Consider the following 24,656-nt stretch of genomic DNA (forward strand, 5'->3'; position numbering starts at 1 on the left):
ACGCCGCGCACGCGCGGCCGGCTCGATGCCATGGACAAGAAATTCGACTATCCCGGCCTGCTGATCGCGATCGGATTCTTCATCCTGTTCGCGGTGCAGCTCCTGATGCTGCACCCGACGTCGACGCCGATCGCGTATAGCGACTTCCATCAGCTCGTCGCCGCGCGGCTCGTCGACGATCTCGAGATCGGCCAGGCGTCGATCTCGGGCACGCTGAAGATGCCCGAGGCCGGCGCGATGTTGCCGGCCTCCGAGGCGACCGTCGTGAAGGAGGCCGGCGCGCCGTGGCGTTTCTCGACCAACCGCGTCACCGACGACCATCTGGTCGACACGCTGACCGCCGCCGGCATCCGCTATCACGGCACGCCGGACACGAGCTGGCTCGCGGCGCTCGCGTCGTGGGTGCTGCCGCTGATCGGCTTCGTGTTCATCTGGAACATGATGCTGCGACGGCGGGGCGGGCTGCAGGACTTCAGCGGGATGGGCAAGAGCCAGGCGCGCGTGTACGTGCAGCAGGCGACCGGCATCACGTTCGACGACATCGCGGGCATCGACGAGGCGAAGGCCGAACTGCAGCAGCTCGTCGCGTTCCTGCGCAACCCGGAGCGCTACCAGCGGCTCGGCGGCAAGATCCCGAAGGGCGTGCTGATCGTCGGCGCGCCGGGCACCGGCAAGACGCTGCTCGCGCGCGCGGTCGCGGGCGAGGCGGCAGTGCCGTTCTTCTCGATCAGCGGCTCCGCGTTCGTCGAGATGTTTGTCGGCGTCGGCGCGGCGCGCGTGCGCGACCTGTTCGAGCAGGCGCAGCAGAAGGCGCCGTGCATCGTGTTCGTCGACGAGCTCGACGCGCTCGGCAAGGTGCGCGGCGTCGGCATGATGTCCGGCAACGACGAGCGCGAACAGACGCTGAACCAGTTGCTCGTCGAGATGGACGGCTTCCAGGCCAATTCCGGCGTGATCATCATGGCCGCGACCAACCGGCCCGAGATTCTCGATCCCGCATTGCTGCGCCCGGGCCGCTTCGACCGGCACATCGCGATCGACCGGCCGGACCTCAACGGCCGCAAGCAGATCCTCGGCGTGCACGTGAAGCGCGTGAAGCTCGCGGCCGGCGTCGATCTTGCCGAGCTGGCGTCGCGCACGCCGGGCTTCGTCGGCGCGGATCTCGCGAACGTGGTCAACGAGGCCGCGCTGCATGCGGCGGAGCACGGCAAGCCGGCGATCGAGATGATCGATTTCGACGAGGCGATCGATCGCGCGATGACCGGCACGGAGCGCAAGAGCCGCGTGATGAACGAGCAGGAGAAGGTGACGATCGCGTATCACGAGGCCGGGCACGCGCTCGTCGCGCAATGCCGCACGCATTGCGATCCGGTGAAGAAGGTGTCGATCATTCCGCGCGGCGTCGCGGCGCTCGGCTATACGCAGCAGGTGCCGACCGAGGACCGCTACGTGCTGCGCAAGAGCGAGCTGCTCGACCGGCTCGACGCGCTGCTCGGCGGGCGGGTCGCCGAGGAGCTGGTGTTCGCCGACGTGTCGACGGGCGCGCAGAACGATCTCGAACGCGCGACCGCGATGGTGCGCCACATGGTCACGCAGTACGGGATGAGCGAGAGCATCGGCCTCGCGACGTTCGACGACGGCGCGAAGCGCGCGGGCCTGCCCGGCGCGTGGAACGCCGGCGAAGGGCGTTGCAGCGAGCACACCGCGCAGCTGATCGACGACGAGGTGCGCGCACTGCTCGCCGACGCGCACGCGCGGGTCGCCGCGACGCTGGCCGAGCATCGCGACGCGCTCGAGCGGATCGCGCGGCGCCTGCTCGAATGCGAAGTCCTCGAGCACGACGCGCTGCAAGCGCTGATCGCACCGCCCGACGCCACGCCGCGGCGCGCGGCGCCCGGCGCCGAAGCGGAACCGGGCACGGCGAGCGGCCCCGGCGACGCAACCGCCGACGTGCACGATTTCATGACGTACGGCGCGCCGCATAAACCCGAGCATTGAACGACGGCGCGCCGGTTCGACGCCGGAATGCGCCGATCGCCCGGCAGGGCGCTCGTCGGCATCCGGCGCAGCGGCGCGCTGATCTCCACGATTTCGACGGAGTCGCCATGAGCGAAGAGCGTGTGTCGGTCGACGTCGCACAACGCGAACGTTTCCATTTCGAGGTCCGCTTTACCGGCACGGACCTGCCCATGATGCTGACCGACGAGCCGCCGCCGCTCGGCCTCGGCAGCGGACCGAACCCGGTGCGTCTGCTGGCGGCGTCGGTCGCGCATTGTCTCGCGGCGAGCCTGCTGTTCGCGCTCGAGAAACAACGTATCGATCCGCAGCCGGTGGCCGCGCATATCGACGTCGACATGCTGCAGAACGAAACCGGGCGCGTGCGGGTGGGGGCGATGTCGGTGCGGCTGTCGATCGGCAAGGCGTGGGCTGATCTCGCGCAGGCGTCGCGCGCGCTCGAGCAGTTCGATGCCTATTGCGTCGTCACCGAAAGCGTGCGCACCGGCATTCCGGTATCGGTGGACGTGTGCGACGTGAACGGCGCGGTGCTCGAAGACGTGCAGACGAGACTGTAACGTCGGACACGCCGCGCTGCATGCGGTCGCATCACGGCTGTGCCGCGTCGGCGACCTCCGATGCATCGGCGAGCGCATCGAGAAAGCGCGTGCGCCACCAGTGCACGTCGTACTTGCGCACGGTCGCCATCAGCGCCGCGTAGCGCTGCCGGCGCTCGTCGATCGACATCGTGAGCGCGCGCTGGATCGCCTGCGCGGTGCCTTGCGTGTCGTACGGATTGACGAGCAGCGCTTCCTTCATCTGCTCGGCGGCTCCTGCGAAGCGCGACAGCACGAGCACGCCCGGATCGGTCTCGTCCTGCGCGGCAAGGAATTCCTTCGCGACGAGATTCATCCCGTCGCGCAGCGGCGTGACGAGCGCGACGCGGCTCGCGCGGTAGAGGCCCGGCAGCCGCCGGCGCGCGACCGTGCGATGGATGTAGCGCATCGGCATCCATTCGAGCTCGCCGTAGTCGCCGTTGATCGCGCCGCACAGGCTGTCCATCTCGCGCCGCAGGTCGTCGTAGGCGCCGAGGTCTTCGCGGCTCGGCGCGGCGATCTGGATCAGCGTCGCGCGATTGCGGTTCTCCGGGTACTGCTCGAGCAGTTGGCGGAACGCCTGCACGCGCTGCGGCAGGCCTTTTGTGTAGTCGAGGCGGTCGACGCCGACGAGCAGTTGGCGGCGCGAATACTCGTCGCGCATCCGTTCGAACATCGCGATGCCGTCGCGGTCGCCCGCGAGCGATGCGAATTCGTCGACGTTGATGCCGATCGGAAACGCGCCCGCCGACAACGTGCGGCCGAAGGCACGCAGCCGGCCGTCGGGCAGGCGCGCCGCGCCGGCTTCCGCTTCCACGTAGTGCTCGAAGTGCAGCAGGTCGCTTTCCGTCTGGAAGCCGACGAGGTCGTACGCGAACAGCGAGCGCATCAGCCATTCGTGCTCCGGGATCGCCGCCATGATCGGCGGCGGCGGCATCGGAATGTGCAGGAAGAAGCCGATCGGATTCATGCAGCCGATCGCGCGCAACTCGGCCGCGAGCGGAATCAGCTGATAGTCGTGCACCCACACGACGTCGTCGGGACGCAGCAGCGGGTACAGCTTGCGCGCAAAGAGCTGGTTGACGCGGCGATAGCCGTCCGCGAAACGTCGGTCGAATTGCGCGAGGTCGAGCCGGTAGTGAAACACCGGCCACAGCACGTTGTTGGAATAGCCGAGGTAGTACGCGTCGTAGTCTTGCGGATCGAGGTCGATCGTCGCGAGCTGGATGCCGCCGACGTTCTGGATCTGCACGTCGTCGCCGCGGCTCGGATGGTCGTCCTCGCCGCGCAACCGGCCGCTCCAGCCGAACCATACGCCGCCCGTTTCCTGCAGGCTGTCCCGGACTGCGACGGCGAGGCCGCCTGCGGCGGCTTTACGTGGATCTGCGATGCGATTCGAAACGACGACGAGACGGCTCACCAGCTCTCCTGACGAATGATGGGGAACATGCCTGTGCGGCCACGACGCGCGACAGCCGCCGCCATCGGCTCACTCAATATGCACGATGGGGCCGCGTCGATCGGGCTGGTATCAAGGCACGCGACCCGTCGCCCGACCGGAGGTGCTTTTTTAGGATACTCGGCATTCATCGGTTTTAAAAGTCTGCATGTGCGCCGATGCGGCGCGCGGCGTCAGCACGGATGGGCATCCATCAGCCCGAACGCGCCGCCGGGGAACACCGACGGGAACGTCGGATCGGGGCGGAAGATCCTGATGCTTTTCAGGCGTTCGCGCCACGCGACGAAGAACAGCGCGTCGATTTGCGCGAGCGAGCAGCGACGGTCGACGTTGACCGTTTTCGAGATTGCCGCGTCGACGCAGGGCTGAAGCGCGGAGAGCATCGACACGTGATCGGCCGGTGCGATGTCGGCCGCCTTCGCGAAATAATCGGGCAGCGGCGCGTGCTCGCCATGCAGCTGACGAAACAGCCGGTACGCGTGATTCTCCGCACGAATCGCATGCAGGTGGTTGTCTCCAGTGCGCACCTCGCGGCGCTCGACCCATTCGATCGCGGGCTCGATGCCGTGCGAGCAGTTGTCGCCGAACGCGAGGCTCACGCTGCCCGCCGGCGCGAACGACATCACGTGGCTGTTGCGCAGCCCGTGGCGCGCGATCGTCTCGCGCACGGTGAGCGGCAGCGGCGCACGATGCGCGGGGCCGTCGAGATAGTCGGCGGCGTCGTAGGCGGGAAACACGCCGCGCTCGGCCGCGAGCGACGCCGACGCGGAGAACGCATGCTGGCGCATCGTCAGCGCGATCTCGCGCGCGACCATGCGCGCGGCGCCGCAGTCGTAGCGCAGGCGCAGCATCGTCAGCGCATCGGCGAGCCCCGTCACGCCGACGCCGATGCGCCGCTTCTCATGCGCTTCGCGCGCATGCTCGGCGAGCGGCCACACGGTCAGGTCGATCGCGTTGTCGAGCATGCGCACCAGCACTCGCACGGCTTCGGCAAATGCCGCGAAATCGAAATGCGGCTCGCCGTCGACGCCGAACGGATGACGCACGAACCGCGACAGGTCGATCGGCCCGAGTACGCAACTGCCGTACGCGGGAAGCGGCTGCTCGCTGCACGGGTCCGTCGCATCGATGCGCTCGTGCGCGCGCAGCGAATCGGCCGCGTCGATCGTGTCGAGAAACAGCAGCCGCGGCTCGGAGCTGTCGCGCGCCTCGTTGACGATCACATGCCAGAGCGCACGCGCGGGCACCGTCGCGTAGGTCCAGCTGCCGTCCGGCAGCGCGGTCTGCGTGCAGGCCGGCGAGCAGGGCGGCACGCGGTGCCGCAACGTCCACGGCAGGTTGCCGGCGACCGCTTCCATGAAGGCGTCGGTCACGCCCACCGCGAGGCTGAAGGTCGGCCAGCGCCGCCGGCCGTGCTTTGCTTCGACGAATTCGACGATGTCGGGATGATCGCAGCGCAGGACCGCCATCTGCGCGCCGCGACGCGGGCCCGCATAGGGAAGCGCGCGGCACACGATGTCGAAGCGGTCGATCGCCGTGCACACGTCCGGCGTGTCGGCGCCGCGCCGCTCGTAGGCCGCGGCCGGCGGCAACGGCGAGAAATCGTAGCCGACGCCGCCGCCCATCAGCAGCGTGATGCGCGCCTCGTCGAGTGCGTGCGCGAGCGCTGCATGCACGGCGGCGAGCGAGGCGACGCCGGGCATCGCGACCGGATGCACGAAGCAGTTGACCATCGTGCCTTCCGCGCCGGCGCCCGCGTTGGCCATGATGCGTCCGCCGCCGATCGCGCCGCGCTGCATGTTGCGATAGAACAGCTGCTCGACGCGCGCGCGCGACGTCATCGGCTCGGCAAGCGCGAGCGCATGCGCGACCCGCCGGAAAATCGCCGCGCGCGTCGTCTCGCCCGCGCGCGCATAACGATCGGCGAGCACGGCGGCGCATAGCGGTTGTTCGTCCATGGCGGGCTTTCGTTCCGGCAATGAGGACACTTTATGAAGCGCGCGGAGATTGATTTTGATCAAACGCAATTCGTCCACGGTAGGACGAATGCTTGCGGTGCGTTGTGAGAGGCGACGGGGAGCGCGACAGTCCGCGCACAATGGGTTTGCGAAACGCGAGGCTTCGGCGCATGCGCGTTTACGTGTACGTCGCGTGCGTCGACGCATGCACGTTGCCGGTGCGCACGCGCGTGCGCGAACATCCTCCTTGCGACACGTGTTCGTCCGACGTGACCTTACGGGGCGCCCGGCATGCACGCACGCCGAGCGCTCGATTCATCGCGACACCACGTCATGCGGCAACCGCACGCCACGCGCCGCGCGCGCCGGCCGCATGCGGATAGCCGCTCGACTGCGCCCGCTCGCCGCCCGGCATCCGGAACGCGGCAACCGTCTCGCTCAGCTCGTGCCCCTGCGCCTCGAGCGACTTCGACGCCGCCGCAGCCTGCTCGACGAGCGCCGCGTTCTGCTGCGTCGTCTGATCCATCTGCGTAATCGTCACGTTGACCTGCTCGATCCCGCGGCTCTGCTCGGCGGACGCCGCCGCGATCTCGCCCATGATGTCGGTCACGCGCGCCACTGCCTGCGTGACGTCGAGCATCGTCCTGCCGGCCTCGCCCGCGAGCGTCGAACCATCGCGAATCGTCTGCACCGACGCGGTGATCAGCGCCTTGATCTCCTTCGCCGCACTCGACGAGCGCTGCGCGAGGCTGCGCACCTCGCTCGCGACGACCGCGAAGCCGCGCCCCTGTTCGCCTGCGCGCGCGGCTTCGACGGCCGCGTTCAGCGCGAGGATGTTGGTCTGGAACGCGATGCCTTCGATGATGCCGGTGATGTCCGCGATCTTCGACGAGCTGTCGCCGATCTCCGACATCGCGTCGACCACGCGCCCGACCACGGCGCTGCCGCGCTGTGCGACGTCCGACGCATTCGCGGCGAGCGTGCTGGCCTGCTGCGCGTTTTCCGCGTTGTGGCGCACCGTCGACGTGAACTGCTCCATCGTCGCGGCCGTTTCCTGCAGCGACGCGGCTTGCTCCTCGGTCCGCTGGCTCAGGTCGAGGTTGCCCGCCGCGATCTCGCCCACTGCGGTCGCGATGCTGCTCGACGAATCGCGCACGCGGCTCACGATGCCGATCAGCCGAGCGTTCATCGTATGCAGCGCGTCGAGCAGGTCGCGCGTCTCGTCGTTGCCGCGCACGTCGATATGGCTGCCGAGATCGCCGTCGGCGACCGTGCGTGCGACGCCGACCGCCGTGACGATCGGCGTCGTGATCATGCGCGTCATCCACAACCCGCCGGCGACCGCGAGCACGATCGCGACCACGCTGATCGCCGTGAGCACGTTGCGGTCGAACGCGTAGCGGTCCGCGAATGCCTGCGCGATCATGCGTTCCCGCTCATGCGTGAAGGATGCGTACGCATTGGTGGCGCTCACGAGCTGCGCGAGCAGCGGACGGCAGTGGTCGTTCATCTCCGCGATCGCCTCGTCCTTCTTGCCGCTCTGCGCGAGGCTCACGATCTTGAGCGCGACCGGCCCGTAGCTGGATTCGATGCGCGCGATCTCGGCGACCAGCTCGCGTGCGCGCGCGGTCGTGTTGCCGGTGGTCATCATGTCCTTCAGCTTGCCGAGCCGCTCCTGCACGTCCTGGTGCGCGCGCTGCACCTCGGCAAGCTCGAGATCGAAGTCGGCCGGTTTCGTGACGAGCACGAGGTTGCGCGCCGCGATCGCGCGCCGGTCGACCGCGGTGCGAACCTGCGCGGACAAGCCGGCCCGCACGTTGACGCCGTTCATGTACCGGGAAAACTCGTCGTTGGTGTCGGACAACGCCTTGAGCGCCATGCCCGACACGATCACGACGACCGCGGCGAGCAGGCCGAAGCCGCCAAGCAGTTTTGCTTTGATGGTCATTCTGGCGATTTTCACGGTGGGCCCCTTGGACGAATTAAGGTCGGTTGATTTATTTTTCGACCGGCAATCCGGTTCGTGCCGGCTTTAACGGGAAGCCCGAGTAAATCTTTACCCTTCCTAAACCCTAACCTTTGCCTTTTATTCAGCGCAATCGCCCTTCTGAAAAGGCGTGCGGCGCATCAATGTGCATCGCAAGCCATGGTCATTATCAAGGGGCTCAATCACTCATGATTCAGGCACTTTATATTCGAATAATCGCCAGGGAAATTTATGGACGATTCAATTGATTCGTTTATTTTTAAAAATCATCAGTAAATACTTCAATATTTGTCTGAGGTTTCATGAGGGGCAGGGCCACGCGCCCGCGGACGCGGCCGCGGGCCGTGACATCAGAACGTCGTCCGCAAGCCGGCCATCACGCTGCGGCCGCCTTCCGGCGCGAACCCGCGCACCACCGAGCTCGCGTAGCGGATGTCCTGGTTCGTCAGGTTGTCGCCGCGCAGATACGCGAGCCAGCGCGTCGCGCCGACCCGGAACTTGTAGGTCAGCATCACGCCGAGCGACGTGTAGCCGGCAGTCGGCAGGTCGTTGTCCGGCACGCGATGCTGCGACCACGCGTGCGTGACCTGCGCGCGCGCGCCGAACGGCCCATAGCCGTAGTCGGCCGCGAGCGTCGTGCGCAGCGGCGCGATGCGCGGCAGCGGCTGGCCGGTGTCGACGTTGCGCGCATGCGTATAGTCGGCGGTCAGCTCGAGGTCGACCGTGTGGCCGCGCCGTGCGAACGCGCGCCACTTGCCGTCGAGCTCGACGCCGTAGAACTCGGCGCGCACGCCGCGGTAGACCGCTTCGGACAGCGCGCCGTCCGCGCCCGGCGCGACCGGATCGCCGTCGCTGTCGACGATGCGGCCCGTGTTGAACTCGGTCAGGTAGTTCGAGAAACGGTTGTAGAACACGCCGACGCTGCCGCGGTTCGGCCCGCTTGCGTAGCGCAGCGACAGGTCGGTCGACACCGCCTTTTCCTTTGACGCGTTCGGGTTGCCGATCAGGAACTGGCCGGTCGCGTCATGCGGGCCGTTCGAATACAGCTCGTAGAACGTCGGCGCGCGCTCGGTGTACGCGACGCTCGCCGCGACCGACCACACCGGCGTGAGCGAAAACAGCGCGCCGGCGGACACGCTGCCCGCGTTGAAGTCGCGCGGCTGCGCGCCGGCGAATTTCTCGGCGCCGGCCGGGTCGGGCTGCAGCTTCACGTGCTCGTAGCGGCCGCCGACGCTCAGCTTCAGCGCGTCCGACACCTTCCATTCCTCGAGCCCGAACAGCGCGACGCTCGTCGTGCGCGTGCTCGGCACGAGCGTTTCGTCGCCGAGCGCGGAGAACCGGTTCTGGCCGAACTGCACGCCCAGCGCGCCCTCGAACGGGCCGATCTTACGGTGGCGGGCCTCGATGCGCGCCTCGTAGCCGCGATTGCGGAACATCGTCGCGGTTTCGCCATGGTCGACTTCCTTGTGCCGGTAATCGGTGTACGCGAAATCGAACTTCAGCTGCGAGAACGGCCCGCTCAGGTTGCGCACCTCGGACGCGAGCGCGAGGCGCTCCTGGCGCATCTTCAGGCGCACGTCGTCTTCGGCGACCGAGCCGTAGTTCGACTCGTAGCCGCTGTACGAGAGGCCCGTGAAGCCGTCCGCCCACGTGTACGACGCGCCGACCGAGCCGCCGTGCGCGCGGCCGTCGCTGTTCGGCACGCTGCCGTACGGCTGAGGCCGGTCCGGGCCGTCGAGCGCACGCTGCGCGTCGCTGCGTGCGTAGCCGGGAATCCGCAGCTTGCTCGTCTCGCGATCGAACGCGTCGACGTGGAACGCGAAGCGGCCGTTGCCGCCCTCGACCTGCGCGGCACCCGCGCGCACCGAGTTCGCACCGCCGTAGCGCGCATCGACCGCGCCCGTCACGCCTTCGATCGCGTCGCGCGGGATGCGGTTGTCTATCGTGTTGACGACGCCGCCGACCGCGTTGCCGCCGTACAGCAGCGCGGCCGGGCCGCGCACGATCTCGACGCGCTCGATCGTCAGCGGGTCCTGCGGCACTGCGTGGTCGTACGACAGCGACGACGCGTCATAGGCGGCGACGCCGTTCTGCAGCAGCCGGATCCTGTCGCCGTCCATGCCGCGGATGATCGGGCGGCCGACCATCGGCCCGTAGGTCGTCGTCGACACGCCGGGCAGGCCGTTCAGCGTCTCGCCGAGCGAATCGGCCTGGCGGCGCGTCAGCGCGTCGCCGGACAACTGGGCGGTCGGCGCGATCAACTGCGCATCGCCGAGCGGGTTCGCGGTCACGAAGATCGGCGCGAGCGGGCGATCGCCGGATTGGCCGGGCGCCGTATCGGCCTGGCCGTGGGCCACGGTGGCGAGCAGCATCAGGGAAAGCGGGGAGAGCGGGCGAAGGGGGTAACGAGGGTGGTCGCGCATGGTCGATGAATCTTGTCGAAGGGGAATCAAACGGGGACATGGCACAGCAACGATATATTGTTGCATTCGCTGCGCACAATGCCCCCGTGGAGGCATGCTCTGGGCGCACCGGCTGATCTCGGGGCGGCACACCAAGCGGTCAAGATGATACGTTATATCATTTCGATGCGACAACCCGGTGTGCTCGTCTGACCGCGCTTGATGCCACGCGACGCCGCAACGCAGGAGCGGCGGGACATGCGGACTCCTTTTTCTTGGGAAGGTTGATTGGCGACAAGTCCGCTCAGTCAACCAGCACGGCCTTAAAATCGAGATATTCCAATCTTGAAAAATGGCCCTTGAATTCCCGCCATTAGTCGATTATTGTGCTCAACGCATCATATTTTCCCGAAACTCGATATAAAGGATGGCGAATGACACGACCTGGCTTCATTGCTGCATGGGCCGCTTCGCAGCGAATTTACGATCCCGAAAATCCAGGTGCCAAGGTTGCCAAAATAATCGGCGGATATGTTGAGAAGAACATCAATAACCCCGATCCAAAACAGCGCTGGAGCAACACCTGTGCGGTGCGAATGAGCTACATCTTGAATCACGCCGGATTGACCATTCCAGCTATTCCAGGGAAAACGGTATCAGGGGCAGATAAGCGCCAATACTTCTTCCGGGTTAAAGACCTTATTGCATTTCTTGAGCAACGATGGGGCAAACCCGAAATCGTCAAATATCCACCGTCGGGCGGAGGGACGCTCGCCAGCAAGAAAGGCATCGTTTTGTTTGAGGTTTCCGGCTGGGACGATGCCCAGGGACATGCCACGCTGTTCGATGGCAAAGCCTGCTACGACCACTGCTATTTCAACGAGCCAGAAGCGAGATACCGCACCGACCGTGCGAACTTTTGGAGCCTGCCGTGATGAAGCGCTCATTTCTCGTCTTGCTGACCATGCTCGCGTTAACGGCATCCACGACGCATGCAAAGGATCAAACATTTGCTTCGCCGCAGGCGGGGGCTCGAACTTACGCGCAGAATTACAGAGACATGATTCTTGCCACGTGCATAGCGAATGCCTATAAAAACGACAAAGACGCACCGGTTGATGCCGGCAGCAGTGTAAGCGCACTGCGGGATTGGACCTCCTACGATATGGAAAAAAGTCCGGATGCAGTCAAGTCATTGGTGGATCGCTATTTGGCCCGCGATTATCACAACCCTCTGGCCGAATCGGAAATCAAGGGCATCAGATTCGACTTTCTCAAGTGCCTGGACCTGTATCACAGCAAAGAACTGGATATCCTGGTCAAGCAGCTTGTTATTAACCCGGGGCGCACTTATCGGCAAGACAATGCTTCGCCGGCAGCACGAAAGTGAGAATGAGCGCGCCGGCCTCGCTCGACAGACGCGTGCTGTTCGTAGAAGGCCATCGCCCGACTAGTCCCGCTCGGGCGCGCCCAACGGGAAGAAGCGCCGATAGGGCCGCGCCTCGTCGACGACGCGGGCCACGGAAGGGCGGGCCAGCAGCCGCGCCCGGTACGCGGCGAGCGCGGCATGGCGCTCGGCAATCGGATGAACCCAGTCCGCATAGAACAGCGCCGGCGCGGCGGCGCAATCGGCGATCGTGAATCGCCCGCACGCGGCCCATTCCTTCACCTGCAGACGCGCGTCCAGCCAGCCGTAGCTGCGATCGAGCAGCGCATGCGCGTCGGCCACGCCGCGCGGGTCCCGTTCGTCTTCCGCACGCAACGCATCGCCGACGATCCGCTGCATCGGCGCGTTGACGTAATCGTCGAACACGTCGGCCATCATCCGCGCGTCCAGCGCCTCACGCGCGTCCTCCGGCACCATCGGCCCGCCGTCGCCGTGAAACAGGTCGAGATATTCGATCACGGCATTGCTTTGCGTGATCGCCGTATCCCCGTCGACCAGCGCCGGAAATTGCCCGGTGGGCGAGAGCGCGGCCATGCGTGCGTGGTTCTCCGGATGATCGGGATCGACCATCCGGAACGTGAAGGGCACGTCGCGCTCGTAGAGCGCGATCAGCGGCTTCCAGACGAACGACGCGAACGGGTGCCCGTAAAGTTCGACCGTCATTGGATGGCTCCCGAGGACCGAAGGGTGGTCTCGATTGCGTCGTACATGAGTCCGCTCCCGTGGCGGCGATCGGCGGTGCCGTCCTTGCCGTCCAGGAACACGATCTGCTCGGTGTAGGAGACGCGCGTCCCGTTGCCCTGCGGTTCGAGCTCCAGGCTCGACAGCGTGACCGAATGAAAGCGCCCGGAGTGATGGAGATCGTAGCTGTAGACGAGGCGCCGGGCCGGCTCGATCACGTGATAGCGGGCCTCGAACAGCGTCACCATGCCGCTTTCGTCGAAGCGGCCTTCCAGCACCTCGGCGCCGCCCACCCGAAAATCCATCGAGCGGCGCTGCAGCGTCCAGCGCTCGGTCGGGCCGGCGAACCACTGGGCCTTGAGGTCCGGATCGGACCACGCGGCGAACACCCGGTCGGGCCGGGCCGCCCACACGCGGCTCAACGTGAAGGTGCCGTGGAAAAACGGGGTTTCCTTCATCTTTCGTCTCCTTTGCGTTCATCGCTTTCAAGCAGTTTGCCAAGGCGATCGAAGCGGCTCTCCCAGAGGAGGCGACGCTCGCTCAGCCAGTTTTCCACGCGCTGGACCGCCTCGGCGGAGATCCGGCATTCGCGGACGCGCCCGCGCTTTTCCGTCACGACGAGCCCGCTCGCCTCGAGCACCTGCACGTGCTGGTGGATCGCGGCGAGGGACGTGTCGTACGGCTCGGCCAGTTCGCTCACCGACGCCGGCCCGCGCGACAGGCGCTCGAGCATCCCCCGGCGCGTCGCGTCCGCGAGCGCGTGGAAGGCTCTATCAAGTTGTTCCGAATACTCAATCATTCGCTTAAGTTATGGCGCGGTCGCGCGAAAGTCAAGCGAATGCTTAAGTATTGTTGCGCGACCGGGTGCCGCGCCTGCGCCGCGCGCGTCTTGTCCCGTTGATGCACGTCAACCGTCCCCGATTCCGCATGCGGATACTGGGTCGCTCATTGATCCATCAGGAAGGAGCGACGCATGACGCAAACCATGAAAGCCGCCGTAGTGCATGCCTTCGGCGAACCGTTGCGCATCGAGGAGGTGCCGGTGCCGACGCCGGGCCCCGGCCAGATCCTCGTCAACATCAAGGCGTCCGGCGTCTGCCATACCGACCTGCATGCGGCCGACGGCGACTGGCCCGTCAAGCCGTCGCTGCCGTTCATTCCCGGCCATGAAGGGGTGGGCGTGGTCGCGGCGGTCGGTGCGGGCGTCACGCACGTGCGCGAGGGCGACCGGGTCGGCGTGCCGTGGCTGTACACGGCCTGCGGGCATTGCGAACACTGCTGGTCGGGCTGGGAGACGCTGTGCCACGGGCAGCAGAACACCGGCTATTCGGTCAACGGCAGCTACGCGGAATACGTGCTCGCCGATCCGGACTACGTCGGCCACCTGCCGGCGCAGGTCGCGTTCGACGAAATCGCGCCGATCCTGTGCGCGGGCGTGACGGTCTACAAGGGGATTCGCGTCACCGATACGCGCCCCGGCCAATGGATCGCGATCTCCGGGATCGGCGGCCTCGGGCACGTCGCCGTGCAGTATGCGCGCGCGATGGGGCTGCATGTCGCGGCGATCGACATCGCGCCGGACAAGCTCGCGCTCGCGAAACGGCTCGGCGCGGAACTGACCGTCGATGCGTCGACCGCCGATCCGGCCGCGGTGCTCCAGAAGGAAATCGGCGGCGCGCACGGCGTGCTCGTCACCGCGGTGTCGAGAAGCGCGTTCGCGCAGGCGCTCGGGATGGTGCGGCGCGGCGGCACGGTCGCGTTGAACGGGCTGCCGCCGGGCGATTTCCCGCTGCCGATCTTCTCGACCGTGCTGAACGGCATCACGGTGCGCGGCTCGATCGTCGGCACGCGGCGCGACCTGCAGGAATCGCTCGAGTTCGCGGCGGACGGGCTCGTGCGCGCGCACATCCACCGCGACCGGCTCGGCAACATCAACGACGTGTTCGCGAAGCTGCGCGCGGGGCAGGTCGACGGGCGCATCGTGCTGACCGACATGCACTGACGCCCGCGCCGCGCCCGCCCGGGGCAAACACCACGGGCGGGCGGTCCGTCACGCCATCCGGCTGATGGTCTGGCGGAACCGCTTCAGCGACAGCAGGAACAACACGCCGCCGATCGCGAGCAGGAGCGCGAACTGCGGCCACACCGCGTCGAGGCCCGCGCCGCGATAGAGGATGCGCTGCGCGAGCTCGACGAAATGGGTCGTCGGCGCGGCGAACATCACGTCCTGCACGGCCTGCGGCATGCTCTCGCGCGGCGTGAGCCCGCCGGACAGCAGTTGCAGCGGCAGCAGCACCAGCACGAGCAGCATCCCGAACTGCGGCATGCTGCGCACGAGCGTCGCGAGGAAGATCCCCATCGACGTCGTCGCGAACAGGTGCAGCGCCATGCCGGCGACGAACAGCCCGAGCGAGCCCGCGATCGGCACCTGCAGCGCGCCGCGCACGACGAAGATGAGCGACGCCACCGCCGCGACCGTCACGACGAGCCCCATCGACCAGACTTTCGCGAGCATGATCTCGGCGGGGGTGACGGGCATCACGAGCAGGTGCTCGATCGTGCCGTGCTCGCGCTCGCGGATCAGCGCCGCGCCCGTGAGGATCATCGACAGCATCGTGACGTTGTTGATGACTTCCATCAGCGCGCCGAACCAGACCTCGTCGAGATTCGGATTGAAGCGCATGTGCACCGCGAGATCGACCGGCAGGTCGGGGCCGCCGCGGTAACGGCGCACGAACGCGTCGATCTCGCCCGCGACGATCTGCTGCACGTAGCCGCTGCCGGTAAACGCCTGGCTCATCCGCGTCGCGTCGACGTCGAGGCGGATCGTCGCGGGGCGCCCGGCCAGCACGTCGCGCTGGAAGTTCGGCGGGATGTCGAGCGCGAACGTGTAGTCGCCGTCGTCGAGGCCGCGATCGACCGCCGCGGCGCCGACCATCGCGGGCACCGTGAACTGCGGCGGAAAGAACGCCGACGCGATGCGCGCCGACAGCGGCGACGCGTCCTCGTCGACGATCGCGATGGGCGCCTTGTGCAGCGTGTCGGGCCGCGCGGTGGCGGCCGCGTAGATCGATGCGCTGAACGTGTAGACGATCAGCACGAGCATGATCGGGTCGCGCGCGAGGCTCCACAGTTCCTTGACGCCGAGCCGGTAGATCGTGAGCAGACGCTGCATGGTCAGGTCTCCTGCTTTCTGAGCAGCGCGACGGTGGCGGCCAGCAGGACCGGCACCGTCGCGAGCATCGGCCAGAACTGCGGCCACAGGTCGGCCAGGCCGAGCGCCTTGTTGTACACGCCGCGGCTGATCGCGAGCATGTAGGTGGCCGGATAGAGCGTGCCGATCCACTTGCCGACGCCTTCGAGCGACGACAGCGGCGTGAGCAGGCCGGAGAACTGCACGACCGGGATCAGCGTGCCGATGATCGTCATGAAGATCGCGGCGATCTGGCTGCGCGTGAAGGTGGACGCGAGCAGGCCGACGCCGGTCGCCACGACGTTGAAGATCAGCACGGCGAGGAGCAGCGTCGCGAAGCTGCCCTTGATCCGCACGCCGAACGCGAGATCGGCGAGCACCACCATCAGCAGGAAGTTCAGCATCGCGAGCACGATGTACGGCGCCTGCTTGCCGATCAGGAATTCGGTGCGCGTGACGGGCGTCACGTACAGGTTGACGATCGAGCCGAGCTCGCGCTCGCGCACGACGGCGAGCGCGGTCAGCATCGCCGGCAGCATCAGCAGCAGCATCGGCATGATCGCCGGGATCATCGCGGGCAGGCTCTTCACGTCGGGGTTGTAGCGATAGCGCACCGCAATCTCGACCGCCGGCGCGAGCGACACGCCGAGCCGCCGTTTCGCCTCGTCGCGCAGCCAGTTCTCGTGCATGCCGGCCACGTAGCCGCGGATCGTCTCCGCACGCAGCGGCATCGCGCCGTCGATCCACATGCCGATCTGCACGCGCCGGCCGCGCGCGACGTCCCGCGCGAAATCCGGCGGAATCTCGATCGCGAGCGACAGCTGCCCGCTGCGCATGCGCCGGTCGAGGTCGTCGTAGCCCGCGAGCGGCGCGCGCTGCACGAAGTAGCGCGACCCGGCGATGTTCTGCGTGTAGCCCTGGCTCAGCATCGTCTGGTCGCGGTCGAGCACCGCAAACGTGAGGTTGTCGACGTCGAGGCTGATGCCGATGCTGATCACGCACATCAGCACGAGCGAGCCGAGCAGCGCGAGCGTCGCCCGCACCGGGTCGCGGCGCAGCTCCAGGACTTCGCGCCACATGTAGCTGCCGGCGCGCGCGAGACTGAAGCGCGGCGCGGGCCGGGCGGCGTCGGCCGACGGTGGTGGGCCGGCATCCCATGACGCATCGTCCGGCGCGACCTGCGGCGCGTCGCCCGTGCGTTGCGCGTCGACGAGGTAGCCGATGAACGCTTCTTCCAGCGTGCGCGCGCCGCGTTGCCGCACCAGCTCGGCGGGCGTATCGCTCGCGAGCACGCGGCCCGCATGCATCAGCGAGATCCGGTCGCAGCGCTCGGCTTCGTTCATGAAGTGCGTCGAGATGAAGATCGTCACGCGATCACGCCGCGCCAGCTCGATCATCAGCTGCCAGAAGCTGTCGCGCGCCACCGGGTCGACGCCGGAGGTGGGCTCGTCGAGTATCAGCAGTTCCGGCTTGTGCACCATCGCGACCGCCAGCGACAGCCGCTGCCGCATGCCGAGCGGCAGGCGCTCGGGCAGCGCGTCGAGCGCGTCGGCCAGGCCGAAGCGCGCGGTCATCTCGGCCACGCGCGCGGCCACGTCCGCCTCCGGCACGCCGAACAGGCGCGCATGCAGCACGAGGTTCTGACGCACGGTCAGCTCGCCGTACAGCGAGAAGCCCTGCGACATGTACCCGACCCGGCGGCGCGTGTTGATGTCGCCGGCCGCGACGGGCCGGCCGAACAGCTTCGCGTCGCCCTCGGTCGCGGGCAACAGGCCGGTCAGCATCTTCATCGTCGTCGACTTGCCGCAGCCGTTCGAGCCGAGAAAGCCGAAGATCTCGCCGCGCCGAATCCGGAAGCTCACGTGATCGACGGCAACGAAATCGCCGAAGCGCATCGTCAGGTCGTGCGCCTCGATCGCGTAGCCGGCGGCGTCGTCCACCTGCAGCGGCGTCACCCGCACCGGCACGTAGCCGCGCCGCCGCTCGTCCGGCAGCAGCGCGATAAACGCCGATTCGAGCCGGTCGCAGCCGGTGCGCGCGAGCAGGTCGGCGGGCGTGCCGGTGGCCAGCACGCGGCCGGCGTCCATCGCGATCAGCCAGTCGAAGCGCTGCGCCTCGTCCATGTACGCGGTCGCGACCACCACGCTCATCGACGGGCGCGCCGCGCGGATCCGGCCGATCAGCTCCCAGAACTGCGCGCGGGCGAGCGGATCGACGCCGGTCGTCGGCTCGTCGAGGATCAGCAGGTCGGGATCGTGGATCAGCGCGCAGCACAGGCCGAGCTTCTGTTTCATGCCGCCCGACAGCTTGCCGGCCGGGCGGTCGAGGAACGGATCGAGGCCGGTGCTGCGCGTCAGGCTGTCGATCCGGCGCCGCCGCTCGGCGGCGTCGTGGCCGAACAGCCGCGCGAAGAACTGCAGGTTTTCCTCGACCGACAGCGTCGCATACAGGTTCTTGCCGAGGCCCTGCGGCATGTACGCGATCCGGCCGCACACGCGATCGCGGTGCGCGGCCGACGCCATGTCGCCGCCGAGCACGGTCACCTGGCCCTGCTGGATCGCCCGCGCGCCCGACGCGAGCGCGAGCAGGCTCGACTTGCCGACGCCGTCCGGGCCGATCAGCCCGATCATGCGCCCGGCGGGTACGTCGAGCGTCACGCCGTCGAGCGCGCACGCCGCGCCGTAGCGCAGCGTCACGCCGGACAGGCGGATCACGCCGCCGTCGACGCCGCCGGCCGGAGCCGGCGGGCGCTCGACCAGGCCGGTGGCGTCCTGCTCGGGCGTCACTGCGGCACCTTGACCGCGAGCGTGTCAGGCCAGCTCGCGCGCGAATCGACCTTCAGCCACGCGACGCCCGGCAGCCCGGTCTTCACGAGCCGGAGATGGCGCTGCAGCAGGTCGCGGTCGATGCGCGCCTTCACGCGGAACATCAGCTTCTGCCGCTCGTTGGCCGTCTCGACCGTCTTCGGCGTGAACTGCGCGGTGCTCGACACGAACGACACCCGCGCCGGGATCACGTACTGCGGCGCGGCGTCGAGCACGATCCGCACGTCGGCGCCGAGCGGCACCTTGCCGACGACGGTCTCGGGCAGGAAGAACGTCATGTAGACGTCGGCCAGATCGACGACGTTGAGCACCTTGCCGCCGGCCGGGAGCACTTCGCCGGCCTCGGCCACCCGATACTGCACGCGGCCGTCGCGCGGCGAGGTCAGCTCGCTGTCGGAAATGTCGGCCTGCACCCGCGCGACGGTCGCCTGCGCGGCCGCGACGGCGGAGTGGGCGGCGACGAGCTGCGCCTTCGTCGCATCGATCGCGGCCTGGGCCGCATCGACCTGCGCGCGGGCGGCCCGCACGGTCGCCTCCATGCTGCGCGCGCGGGCGCGATCGTCGTCGAGCTCCTGCAGCGACGACGCGCCTTCGCGTGACAGCGTCTCGGAGCGCGCGAGCCGGCGCCGGGCGGCGTCCAGCTCGCTTTCGCGCTGCACGACGGACGCTTCGGCCGCCGCCTTGTCGCTGCGGCGCTGCGCAACCTGCGCGTCGACGCTCGCGGCCGTGTTCAACGCCTGCTGCTCTTTCGCGCGCGCCTCGTCGAGCTGCGCGTGCAGCACGAGCACGTCCATGCTGGCGAGCGGCTGGCCGGCCTTCACGAAATCGCCTTCGTCGACCAGCATCGCGCTGACGCGCCCCGGCAGCTTGGTCGCGACGTCGATCTCGGTCGCCTCGATGCGGCCGTTGCCGCTCACGAGCCCCGCGTCGGCCCGGCCGTCGTGCCAGAGGGTCCAGCCGTACCAGGCGGCGCCGAGCGCGAGCGCGGCCGCGCCGAACTCGATCAGATAGTGGCGGTTAGGCATCTTCATTGCGTGGAACCCGAATCGGTCGAAGCGTGAGGGGAAGTGGCCGGCGCGTCGTTGCCGGCCTGCGGGGCGCCGCCGAGCGCGCCGTACAGCGCGACGCGGCTCGACAGCAGCGCGCGGCGCGTCTGCACGAGCTGCTGCTCGGCATTCAGCAGGTCGCGCTGCGCGTCGAGCACTTCGAGAAAGCGCACCGCGCCGCTGTCGTAGCGCAGCTTCGCGAGCCGCGCGCGTTCCGTCTGCGACGCGAGCGTCGCGCGTTCGACGCGCAACTGCTCGGCCTGCCAGTCGCGCGCCGCGAGCGCGTCGGACACGTCGCGGAACGCGCCTTGCACGGTTTTCTCGTATTGCGCGACGGCCTCGTCGCGCTGCGCCTTCGTCAGCGCGAGATTGGCGCGATTGCGTCCGGCGTCGAAGATCGGCATCGCCAGATTCGGGATCAGGCTCCACGTGCCGGTGCCGGACGAGAACAGGTTGTGCAGCTCGCTGCTGCCCGAGCCGATCGCGCTCGTCAGCGCGATGCGCGGGAAGAACGCCGCGCGCGCCGCGCCGATATTCGCGTGCGCCGCGCGCAACTGGTGCTCGGCCGCGATCACGTCCGGGCGGTTTTCGAGCAGCGCGGACGGCAGCCCGGGCGCGAGCGCCGGCATCACGGCTTGGTCGTCGAGCGTGAGCGGCGCGGCGGGCAGGTCGGGCGACGCGCCGACCAGCAGCATCAGCGTGTCCGCGGCGGTTGCGCGCGTCTGGCCCAGTTGCGCGCCGAGCGATTCCGCCTGCTGCAGCAGGATTTCCGATTGCGTCAGATCGAGCCGCGAAATCGCGCCTTCGTCGTGGCGCCGACGGAAAATCCGCAGCGACTCGCGCCGGCTGTCGATCGTCGCGCGGGTCAGCGCGAGGCGCTCGTCGTACGCGCACACGGCCAGATAGGCGTCGGCCACCTGCGTGATCAAACTGAGCGACACCGCGCGGCGGGCCGCGTCGCTCGCCAGATACCGTTCGCGCGCCGCATCCTTCAGATTGCGCACGCGGCCCCAGAAGTCGATCTCCCATTGCGTTTCGGCAAGCTGCACGTCGTAGAGCCGGCCGATGAACGGCGACGGCGCGAGCAGGCCGCCGGGCGTGCGAAAGCGCGCATACGCGGCGCCAGCGTTGATCGACGGCCATTGATCCGCGCGCCGGATGCCATACACGGCGCGGGCCTCGTCGACCCGCGCGACGGCCACCCGCAGGTCGCGGTTGTTCGCGAGCGCCTGCTCGATCAGCGTGCGCAGCCGCGCGTCGGTGAAGTACGTGCGCCAATCGGGGACGGCCGTCGCGCGCGCCGCTTCGTCAGCGTTGACGTCGGGATAGGCCGCGGGAACCGGCTGCGCGGGACGTGCATAGTGCGGCGCGAGCGACAGGCAACCCGACAGCAGGCCGCTGCACGAGAGCGCGATCGCAATGCACGCGGCCCGCGCACGGACGGCGCGCGCACCGGCAGGCGGCGGGTCGGGAAGCGCAACGTGGCGCATGGCTTTCCTCGTTATCGGTTGGCGACCGTGCGTGACGTCGCCATGGCTGGGGCTTCCGGCGAAAGCCGGGCCGCGCATGACCGATGCGCGCGCCCGTTCGCCGGAACGCGTCCAGTTATATCCGATGATTGCGGTGGCAACCGTTGATCTGAGTCAGAGGCGGATGGAAGGGCGTGTCGAGCGGTTCCTCGCTTGACACGCACGCGGTGCTTGGCGGCTGTGGCCTGGGGATGCGCCGACGAGCGTCGGCGCGAGGCGATGCCGAAGACCTTGCCCGGCCGCCGCGAAGGCGGCCGGGCAACGGTCACGGCGCGAAGAACACGTCCGTGCGGTTCGCGAGATTGTTGGAGTTGGTCTGCACGAAGAACGGGTGGAACGACGACGACGGCCCGACGTCGAGGCCCTGATAGTCGCCGATGAAGAAGCCTTCCGCATTCGGCGCGACCTTCAGGTCGAACGGTCCGCCGACGCGCCGCTCGGCGACGAACGTGCGTCCGCCGTCGAGCGAGATCTTGCGCCAGAAGCCGGTGGGCAGCGTCGTGGTGTCGCCGGCCGGCAGGTCGCGGAAGTCGTAGTGGGTAACCATCACCGCACCGCCTTCGTTGATGCGCACGGACGGGTTGAACGCCGCGCGGCCCGTCGGCGTGTTGACCTGCAGCGGCGCGCTCCAGGTCGCGCCGCCGTCGGTCGACGTCGACAGCGCGATCTCGTCGTAGTGGCCGCCGTTGAAGCGGCTGTCCTGCCAGACCACGTAAAGCTGCCCCGATGCCGGGTCGATCGCGGGCTCCGGAATGATGTCGCCGGTGCGCACCGGCTCGCCGGTAATCGGATCGGTCACGCCCACCGTCTGCAACCCGGCGATCACTTTCGGCTGCGTCCACGTCGCGCCGTCGTCGGTCGACTTGATGAACGCGACCTTGCCGGCGTTCTTGCTGAACGGCGGCTGGATCAGGTTGAAGAAGTTGTAGAGCGTGCCGCTTTTCGGATCGACGACGATCTGGTTGCCGATCGTCTGCTGCCGCGACGGCACGTGGACGATGACCCGCGCCTTTTTCCAGGTCTTGCCGCCGTCGACCGTCTTCGAGAACAGCGTCGGCCCGCGGAATGCCTGCGTGTGCAGGTTCGCGTACGGATTGCCGTTCGGCAGCTCGAGGCGGTCCCACACCGCGTACGCGGTGCCGGCCTTCACCGGGTTCGCGGTCACCGATTCCTTGTCGTTGAAGAACTGCGTGGTCGGCTCGCTGTCGGCGAACAACAGCGCCGGGCTGCTCCACGTCTGGCCGCCGTCGCTCGACACCGACGCCGCGACCGCGTTGCTGTTGTTCGACTGGTTGAACGAGATCGACACCGAGTAGGCGGTGCCGTCCGGCCCGATCGACACCCACGGATCGGACGCGCGCTCGTAGGGCAGCCCGCCCGGCGCGCAGGCGCTGAACGGCTGCGGCGTCTGCGCCCAGGTCGCGCCGCCGTCGAACGTGTAGCCCGCGACGAGGCCGTGCGCGCCGCCGTTGGACCAGCGGTCCTGCTGCCACACGCCGATCATGTTGGTTGGGCGGGCCGGATTGACCGCGAGCCACGGCTCGACTTCGGCATTCACGTACACGGTGCCGGGGCCGCCGATCGTGCAGGCGGCGAACGGGCTCGGGCCGGACACGCGCACGGGCTCCGCATGCGCGGCGGCCGTGAACGCGAGCGCGGCTGCAATGGTCAGCCGGGTAACGAGCGGATGAGGCAGGGTAATGCGTCGCATGGACTGCTCCTCGTTGACGTGCGGAAGCCGTGGCCTGACAGGCTGCGGCCTCGCGCGTCGTCGCGCGGGGTGTGCGCCTGGTCATCAACGCAGCGCATCGACGCTTCGGATCTCGCGTCGACGCGTGCCGGACAGTACGCCGCTTCTGCCATCGCCATCCGCCTTCGCTGGGTTCCGCCAGCGTATCGGTCAAGACGCCTTCTGATTCTTCTTGCTGCCGGGGGGCGGCGCGCCACGTCGGGCGGCGCCGTTGTCCCGCCGCTGTCCTTTCAATACGACGATTGCCGTTGAGGTCGAATGCAATGTAGGCGAACCCAACCCCGGAAAGCAGGCGATTTTTTGTAACAGAGCGTAGCCGGAAAGCGTTGCCGAAATCGCACGCGGACGAGGAGAAAAATTTGCGGAAAACCGGCGAAAAATTCGCGCAATCGTGAGCGGAGGGTCGAATCGAAGCGCGAATTGAAATTGCGTCGCGTTCAGCGATCCGCCGGGAAGCGCGCCTGCAGCGTGCGCAGCCAGCGCGCGACGACGTCGAGCTCGTCGTCCGAAAACCCGTCGCACAGCTTCGCGTTCAGCTCGCGCAGCAGCACGCGCGCCTTCTTCAGTGCGGCGTGGCCGTCGTCGGTGAGGAACAGGCGGGTGGCGCGCCCGTCGTCCGAATCGCGATGGCGCGTGAGCAGGCCGGCCTTCGCCATGCGGTCGGCGAGGCCCGTCATCGCGGACGGCGCAAGCTGCAGCGCCGCGCCGACTTCGCCGACGAGCGCGCCGTCGTGTTTCGCGAGATGGAACAGCACGCCGGCCTGCGCGGCGCTCGCGTGCGTATCGGTTTCCGCCTTGCGGTCGACCCAGCGCTGCGCGCGCCGCTGGCCGATGTTCAACAGCAAAAACAGTCGTCGTTCGTCGCTCAAGCTCGGTTTCCTGCTGGCGTGGAGGAGGGAATGCGGTGTGCATCGCACGGCCGGTCGAGCGCCTGCGCGAGCCAGTCCGCGATGCCCGGCCACAGCACCGCGCCGGGCCGGCTGCGGAAGAAGCCCATGTGCCCGACCGGCCCGCTGCCCGCGGCGCGCGGATCGATCTGGCGGCGCTCGACCGCCGCATGCGTCAGGTAGCTTACCAGCAGGTCGATGGCCACCGGGTTCGCCCACGGGTCGTCGTCGAAGCCGAGCGCGAGAATCGGCAGCCGTTGCTGCGCGAACCGCTCGGCCGCGCCGAGCGTCGGATCGTCGAAGAAGTAGCGCGGCAGTGTCGTCCAGCCGCTCCATTCGCGGAACACGCCGGCCGGCAGGTCCTCGCCGAGCCCGAGCCGCCTGCCCGGCACGTAGCCGAGCAGCGCGGACGTCAGCGGCCCGAGCACGCGCAGGATCAGCCGCACCTTCAGCCGTTCGGCCGCGCGCGCGATCAGCCGCGTGCTGCCCGCGTGCGACGCGACCATCACCGCCGCCTGCAGGTGGCGCGACCCGGCCGACAGGCCGATCGCGTGGCCGCCGACGCTGTGTCCGACCGCGAGCAGCGGCACGCCGGCGAACGCGTGCCGCGCCCACGTGGTGGCCGCCTCGACGTCGAGATCGACCCAGTCGCGCATGCGCGCGCGCAGCTGGTTCAGGCGAGCCGGACGCGACGCGTCGATGCCCCGGTAGTTGTAGGTCAGCGCCGCGAAGCCGCGCTCGGTCAGGTAGCGCGCGAAGCCCGCATACAGCCGCTCCGGCACGGCGGTCGCCGGATGGATCAGCACCAGCGCGGACGGCTCGGCGTCCGGCCGCCACAGCGTGCCGCGCAGCGGGTAGCCGTCGGCGGCGGAAAATTCGATCGATCGGGTTGTCATGAGGC

20 protein-coding genes are annotated in these 24,656 nt (G+C 68.2%); 5 read left to right on the forward strand and 15 right to left on the reverse strand.

Annotated features, from left to right (window positions below):
- Positions 1-30: 30 nt before the first annotated feature.
- The gene (gene ftsH / locus B7P44_RS25310) at positions 31-1,998 is read left to right on the forward strand and encodes an ATP-dependent zinc metalloprotease FtsH (RefSeq protein WP_084908679.1); all 1,968 of its coding nucleotides are present in this window, start codon (positions 31-33) and stop codon (positions 1,996-1,998) included.
- A 107-nt stretch (positions 1,999-2,105) separates the two neighbouring features.
- Positions 2,106-2,573: an OsmC family protein gene (locus B7P44_RS25315; protein ID WP_084908680.1), complete on the forward strand. Its 468-nt coding sequence runs from the start codon at positions 2,106-2,108 to the stop codon at positions 2,571-2,573.
- A 31-nt stretch (positions 2,574-2,604) separates the two neighbouring features.
- On the opposite strand, the gene otsA is transcribed toward B7P44_RS25315, so the two are convergent.
- The 5 genes from otsA to B7P44_RS25335 all read right to left on the reverse strand — a co-directional run bounded on the left by otsA (position 2,605) and on the right by B7P44_RS25335 (position 10,367).
- The gene (gene otsA, locus B7P44_RS25320) at positions 2,605-4,011 is read right to left on the reverse strand and encodes an alpha,alpha-trehalose-phosphate synthase (UDP-forming) (RefSeq protein WP_084908681.1); all 1,407 of its coding nucleotides are present in this window, start codon (positions 4,009-4,011) and stop codon (positions 2,605-2,607) included.
- Positions 4,012-4,223: 212 nt separating this feature from the next.
- Positions 4,224-6,008, reverse strand: coding sequence for an adenosylcobalamin-dependent ribonucleoside-diphosphate reductase (locus tag B7P44_RS25325; RefSeq protein ID WP_084908682.1), 1,785 nt, complete (start codon positions 6,006-6,008; stop codon positions 4,224-4,226).
- 178 nt (positions 6,009-6,186) lie between these two features.
- Complete coding sequence (locus B7P44_RS36695) at positions 6,187-6,327, reverse strand: hypothetical protein (RefSeq protein WP_157721101.1); 141 nt, start codon at positions 6,325-6,327, stop codon at positions 6,187-6,189.
- Between the two features lie 12 nt (positions 6,328-6,339).
- Positions 6,340-7,956 (reverse strand): methyl-accepting chemotaxis protein, encoded by a 1,617-nt coding sequence (locus tag B7P44_RS25330; RefSeq protein ID WP_088511521.1) that lies wholly within the window; start codon positions 7,954-7,956, stop codon positions 6,340-6,342.
- Positions 7,957-8,345: 389 nt separating this feature from the next.
- On the reverse strand, positions 8,346-10,367 hold the full coding sequence (locus B7P44_RS25335) for a TonB-dependent receptor (RefSeq protein WP_084908684.1): 2,022 nt from the start codon (positions 10,365-10,367) through the stop codon (positions 8,346-8,348).
- Positions 10,368-10,831: 464 nt separating this feature from the next.
- Here B7P44_RS25335 and B7P44_RS25340 point away from each other — a divergent pair, with 464 nt between their 5' ends.
- The gene (locus B7P44_RS25340; protein WP_084908685.1) at positions 10,832-11,332 is read left to right on the forward strand and encodes a type VI secretion system amidase effector protein Tae4; all 501 of its coding nucleotides are present in this window, start codon (positions 10,832-10,834) and stop codon (positions 11,330-11,332) included.
- Positions 11,332-11,787: a type VI secretion system amidase immunity protein Tai4 gene (locus B7P44_RS25345; RefSeq protein ID WP_084908686.1), complete on the forward strand. Its 456-nt coding sequence runs from the start codon at positions 11,332-11,334 to the stop codon at positions 11,785-11,787. The genes B7P44_RS25340 and B7P44_RS25345 overlap by 1 nt, the downstream gene beginning before the upstream one ends.
- A 60-nt stretch (positions 11,788-11,847) precedes the next feature.
- On the opposite strand, the gene B7P44_RS25350 is transcribed toward B7P44_RS25345, so the two are convergent.
- Genes B7P44_RS25350 through B7P44_RS25360 form a run of 3 tightly spaced genes read right to left on the reverse strand, consistent with a single transcriptional unit; the run spans position 11,848 to position 13,324 of the window.
- Positions 11,848-12,507, reverse strand: a complete 660-nt coding sequence (locus tag B7P44_RS25350) for a glutathione S-transferase family protein (RefSeq protein ID WP_084908687.1) — start codon at positions 12,505-12,507, stop codon at positions 11,848-11,850.
- Positions 12,504-12,983 carry an SRPBCC family protein gene (locus tag B7P44_RS25355; protein ID WP_084908688.1) on the reverse strand — a complete coding sequence of 160 codons (480 nt, stop codon included), beginning with the start codon at positions 12,981-12,983 and terminating at the stop codon, positions 12,504-12,506. The genes B7P44_RS25350 and B7P44_RS25355 overlap by 4 nt, the downstream gene beginning before the upstream one ends.
- Positions 12,980-13,324 carry an ArsR/SmtB family transcription factor gene (locus B7P44_RS25360; protein WP_084908689.1) on the reverse strand — a complete coding sequence of 115 codons (345 nt, stop codon included), beginning with the start codon at positions 13,322-13,324 and terminating at the stop codon, positions 12,980-12,982. Before B7P44_RS25360 ends, B7P44_RS25355 begins: the two co-directional genes overlap by 4 nt.
- A gap of 174 nt (positions 13,325-13,498) precedes the next feature.
- Between B7P44_RS25360 and adhP the strand changes: the two genes are divergently transcribed.
- On the forward strand, positions 13,499-14,527 hold the full coding sequence (adhP, locus tag B7P44_RS25365; protein WP_084908690.1) for an alcohol dehydrogenase AdhP: 1,029 nt from the start codon (positions 13,499-13,501) through the stop codon (positions 14,525-14,527).
- Positions 14,528-14,575: 48 nt separating this feature from the next.
- Here the strand turns inward: adhP and B7P44_RS25370 are convergent, their stop codons facing one another.
- The 7 genes from B7P44_RS25370 to B7P44_RS25400 all read right to left on the reverse strand — a co-directional run bounded on the left by B7P44_RS25370 (position 14,576) and on the right by B7P44_RS25400 (position 24,651).
- Positions 14,576-15,700 (reverse strand): ABC transporter permease, encoded by a 1,125-nt coding sequence (locus B7P44_RS25370; RefSeq protein ID WP_084908691.1) that lies wholly within the window; start codon positions 15,698-15,700, stop codon positions 14,576-14,578.
- Positions 15,701-15,702: 2 nt separating this feature from the next.
- Entirely contained in the window at positions 15,703-18,477 is a 2,775-nt protein-coding gene (gene rbbA / locus B7P44_RS25375) for a ribosome-associated ATPase/putative transporter RbbA (RefSeq protein WP_088511581.1), read from the reverse strand.
- 23 nt (positions 18,478-18,500) lie between these two features.
- Entirely contained in the window at positions 18,501-19,574 is a 1,074-nt protein-coding gene (locus B7P44_RS25380; RefSeq protein WP_084908693.1) for an HlyD family secretion protein, read from the reverse strand.
- Entirely contained in the window at positions 19,571-21,079 is a 1,509-nt protein-coding gene (locus tag B7P44_RS25385) for an efflux transporter outer membrane subunit (protein ID WP_084908694.1), read from the reverse strand. Before B7P44_RS25385 ends, B7P44_RS25380 begins: the two co-directional genes overlap by 4 nt.
- Before the next feature lie 304 nt (positions 21,080-21,383).
- The gene (locus B7P44_RS25390) at positions 21,384-22,829 is read right to left on the reverse strand and encodes a sialidase family protein (RefSeq protein ID WP_084908695.1); all 1,446 of its coding nucleotides are present in this window, start codon (positions 22,827-22,829) and stop codon (positions 21,384-21,386) included.
- Positions 22,830-23,305: 476 nt separating this feature from the next.
- Positions 23,306-23,737: a MarR family winged helix-turn-helix transcriptional regulator gene (locus B7P44_RS25395; protein ID WP_042587885.1), complete on the reverse strand. Its 432-nt coding sequence runs from the start codon at positions 23,735-23,737 to the stop codon at positions 23,306-23,308.
- Positions 23,734-24,651, reverse strand: a complete 918-nt coding sequence (locus B7P44_RS25400; RefSeq protein ID WP_084908696.1) for an alpha/beta hydrolase family protein — start codon at positions 24,649-24,651, stop codon at positions 23,734-23,736. The genes B7P44_RS25395 and B7P44_RS25400 overlap by 4 nt, the downstream gene beginning before the upstream one ends.
- Positions 24,652-24,656 lie beyond the last annotated feature (5 nt).

The sequence above is a fragment of the Burkholderia ubonensis subsp. mesacidophila genome, from assembly GCF_002097715.1.
Classification (GTDB): Bacteria; Pseudomonadota; Gammaproteobacteria; order Burkholderiales; family Burkholderiaceae; genus Burkholderia; species Burkholderia mesacidophila.

Coding starts and splice junctions, on each gene's coding strand:
- ftsH (WP_084908679.1), top strand. CDS start 31: ATGGACAAGAAATTCGACTATCCCGGCCTGCTGATCGCGATCGGATTC.
- B7P44_RS25315 (WP_084908680.1), top strand. CDS start 2,106: ATGAGCGAAGAGCGTGTGTCGGTCGACGTCGCACAACGCGAACGTTTC.
- B7P44_RS25325 (WP_084908682.1), bottom strand. CDS start 6,008: ATGGACGAACAACCGCTATGCGCCGCCGTGCTCGCCGATCGTTATGCG.
- B7P44_RS36695 (WP_157721101.1), bottom strand. CDS start 6,327: ATGAATCGAGCGCTCGGCGTGCGTGCATGCCGGGCGCCCCGTAAGGTC.
- B7P44_RS25330 (WP_088511521.1), bottom strand. CDS start 7,956: ATGACCATCAAAGCAAAACTGCTTGGCGGCTTCGGCCTGCTCGCCGCG.
- B7P44_RS25335 (WP_084908684.1), bottom strand. CDS start 10,367: ATGCTGCTCGCCACCGTGGCCCACGGCCAGGCCGATACGGCGCCCGGC.
- B7P44_RS25340 (WP_084908685.1), top strand. CDS start 10,832: ATGACACGACCTGGCTTCATTGCTGCATGGGCCGCTTCGCAGCGAATT.
- B7P44_RS25345 (WP_084908686.1), top strand. CDS start 11,332: ATGAAGCGCTCATTTCTCGTCTTGCTGACCATGCTCGCGTTAACGGCA.
- B7P44_RS25350 (WP_084908687.1), bottom strand. CDS start 12,507: ATGACGGTCGAACTTTACGGGCACCCGTTCGCGTCGTTCGTCTGGAAG.
- B7P44_RS25355 (WP_084908688.1), bottom strand. CDS start 12,983: ATGAAGGAAACCCCGTTTTTCCACGGCACCTTCACGTTGAGCCGCGTG.
- B7P44_RS25360 (WP_084908689.1), bottom strand. CDS start 13,324: ATGATTGAGTATTCGGAACAACTTGATAGAGCCTTCCACGCGCTCGCG.
- adhP (WP_084908690.1), top strand. CDS start 13,499: ATGACGCAAACCATGAAAGCCGCCGTAGTGCATGCCTTCGGCGAACCG.
- B7P44_RS25370 (WP_084908691.1), bottom strand. CDS start 15,700: ATGCAGCGTCTGCTCACGATCTACCGGCTCGGCGTCAAGGAACTGTGG.
- B7P44_RS25380 (WP_084908693.1), bottom strand. CDS start 19,574: ATGAAGATGCCTAACCGCCACTATCTGATCGAGTTCGGCGCGGCCGCG.
- B7P44_RS25385 (WP_084908694.1), bottom strand. CDS start 21,079: ATGCGCCACGTTGCGCTTCCCGACCCGCCGCCTGCCGGTGCGCGCGCC.
- B7P44_RS25390 (WP_084908695.1), bottom strand. CDS start 22,829: ATGCGACGCATTACCCTGCCTCATCCGCTCGTTACCCGGCTGACCATT.
- B7P44_RS25400 (WP_084908696.1), bottom strand. CDS start 24,651: ATGACAACCCGATCGATCGAATTTTCCGCCGCCGACGGCTACCCGCTG.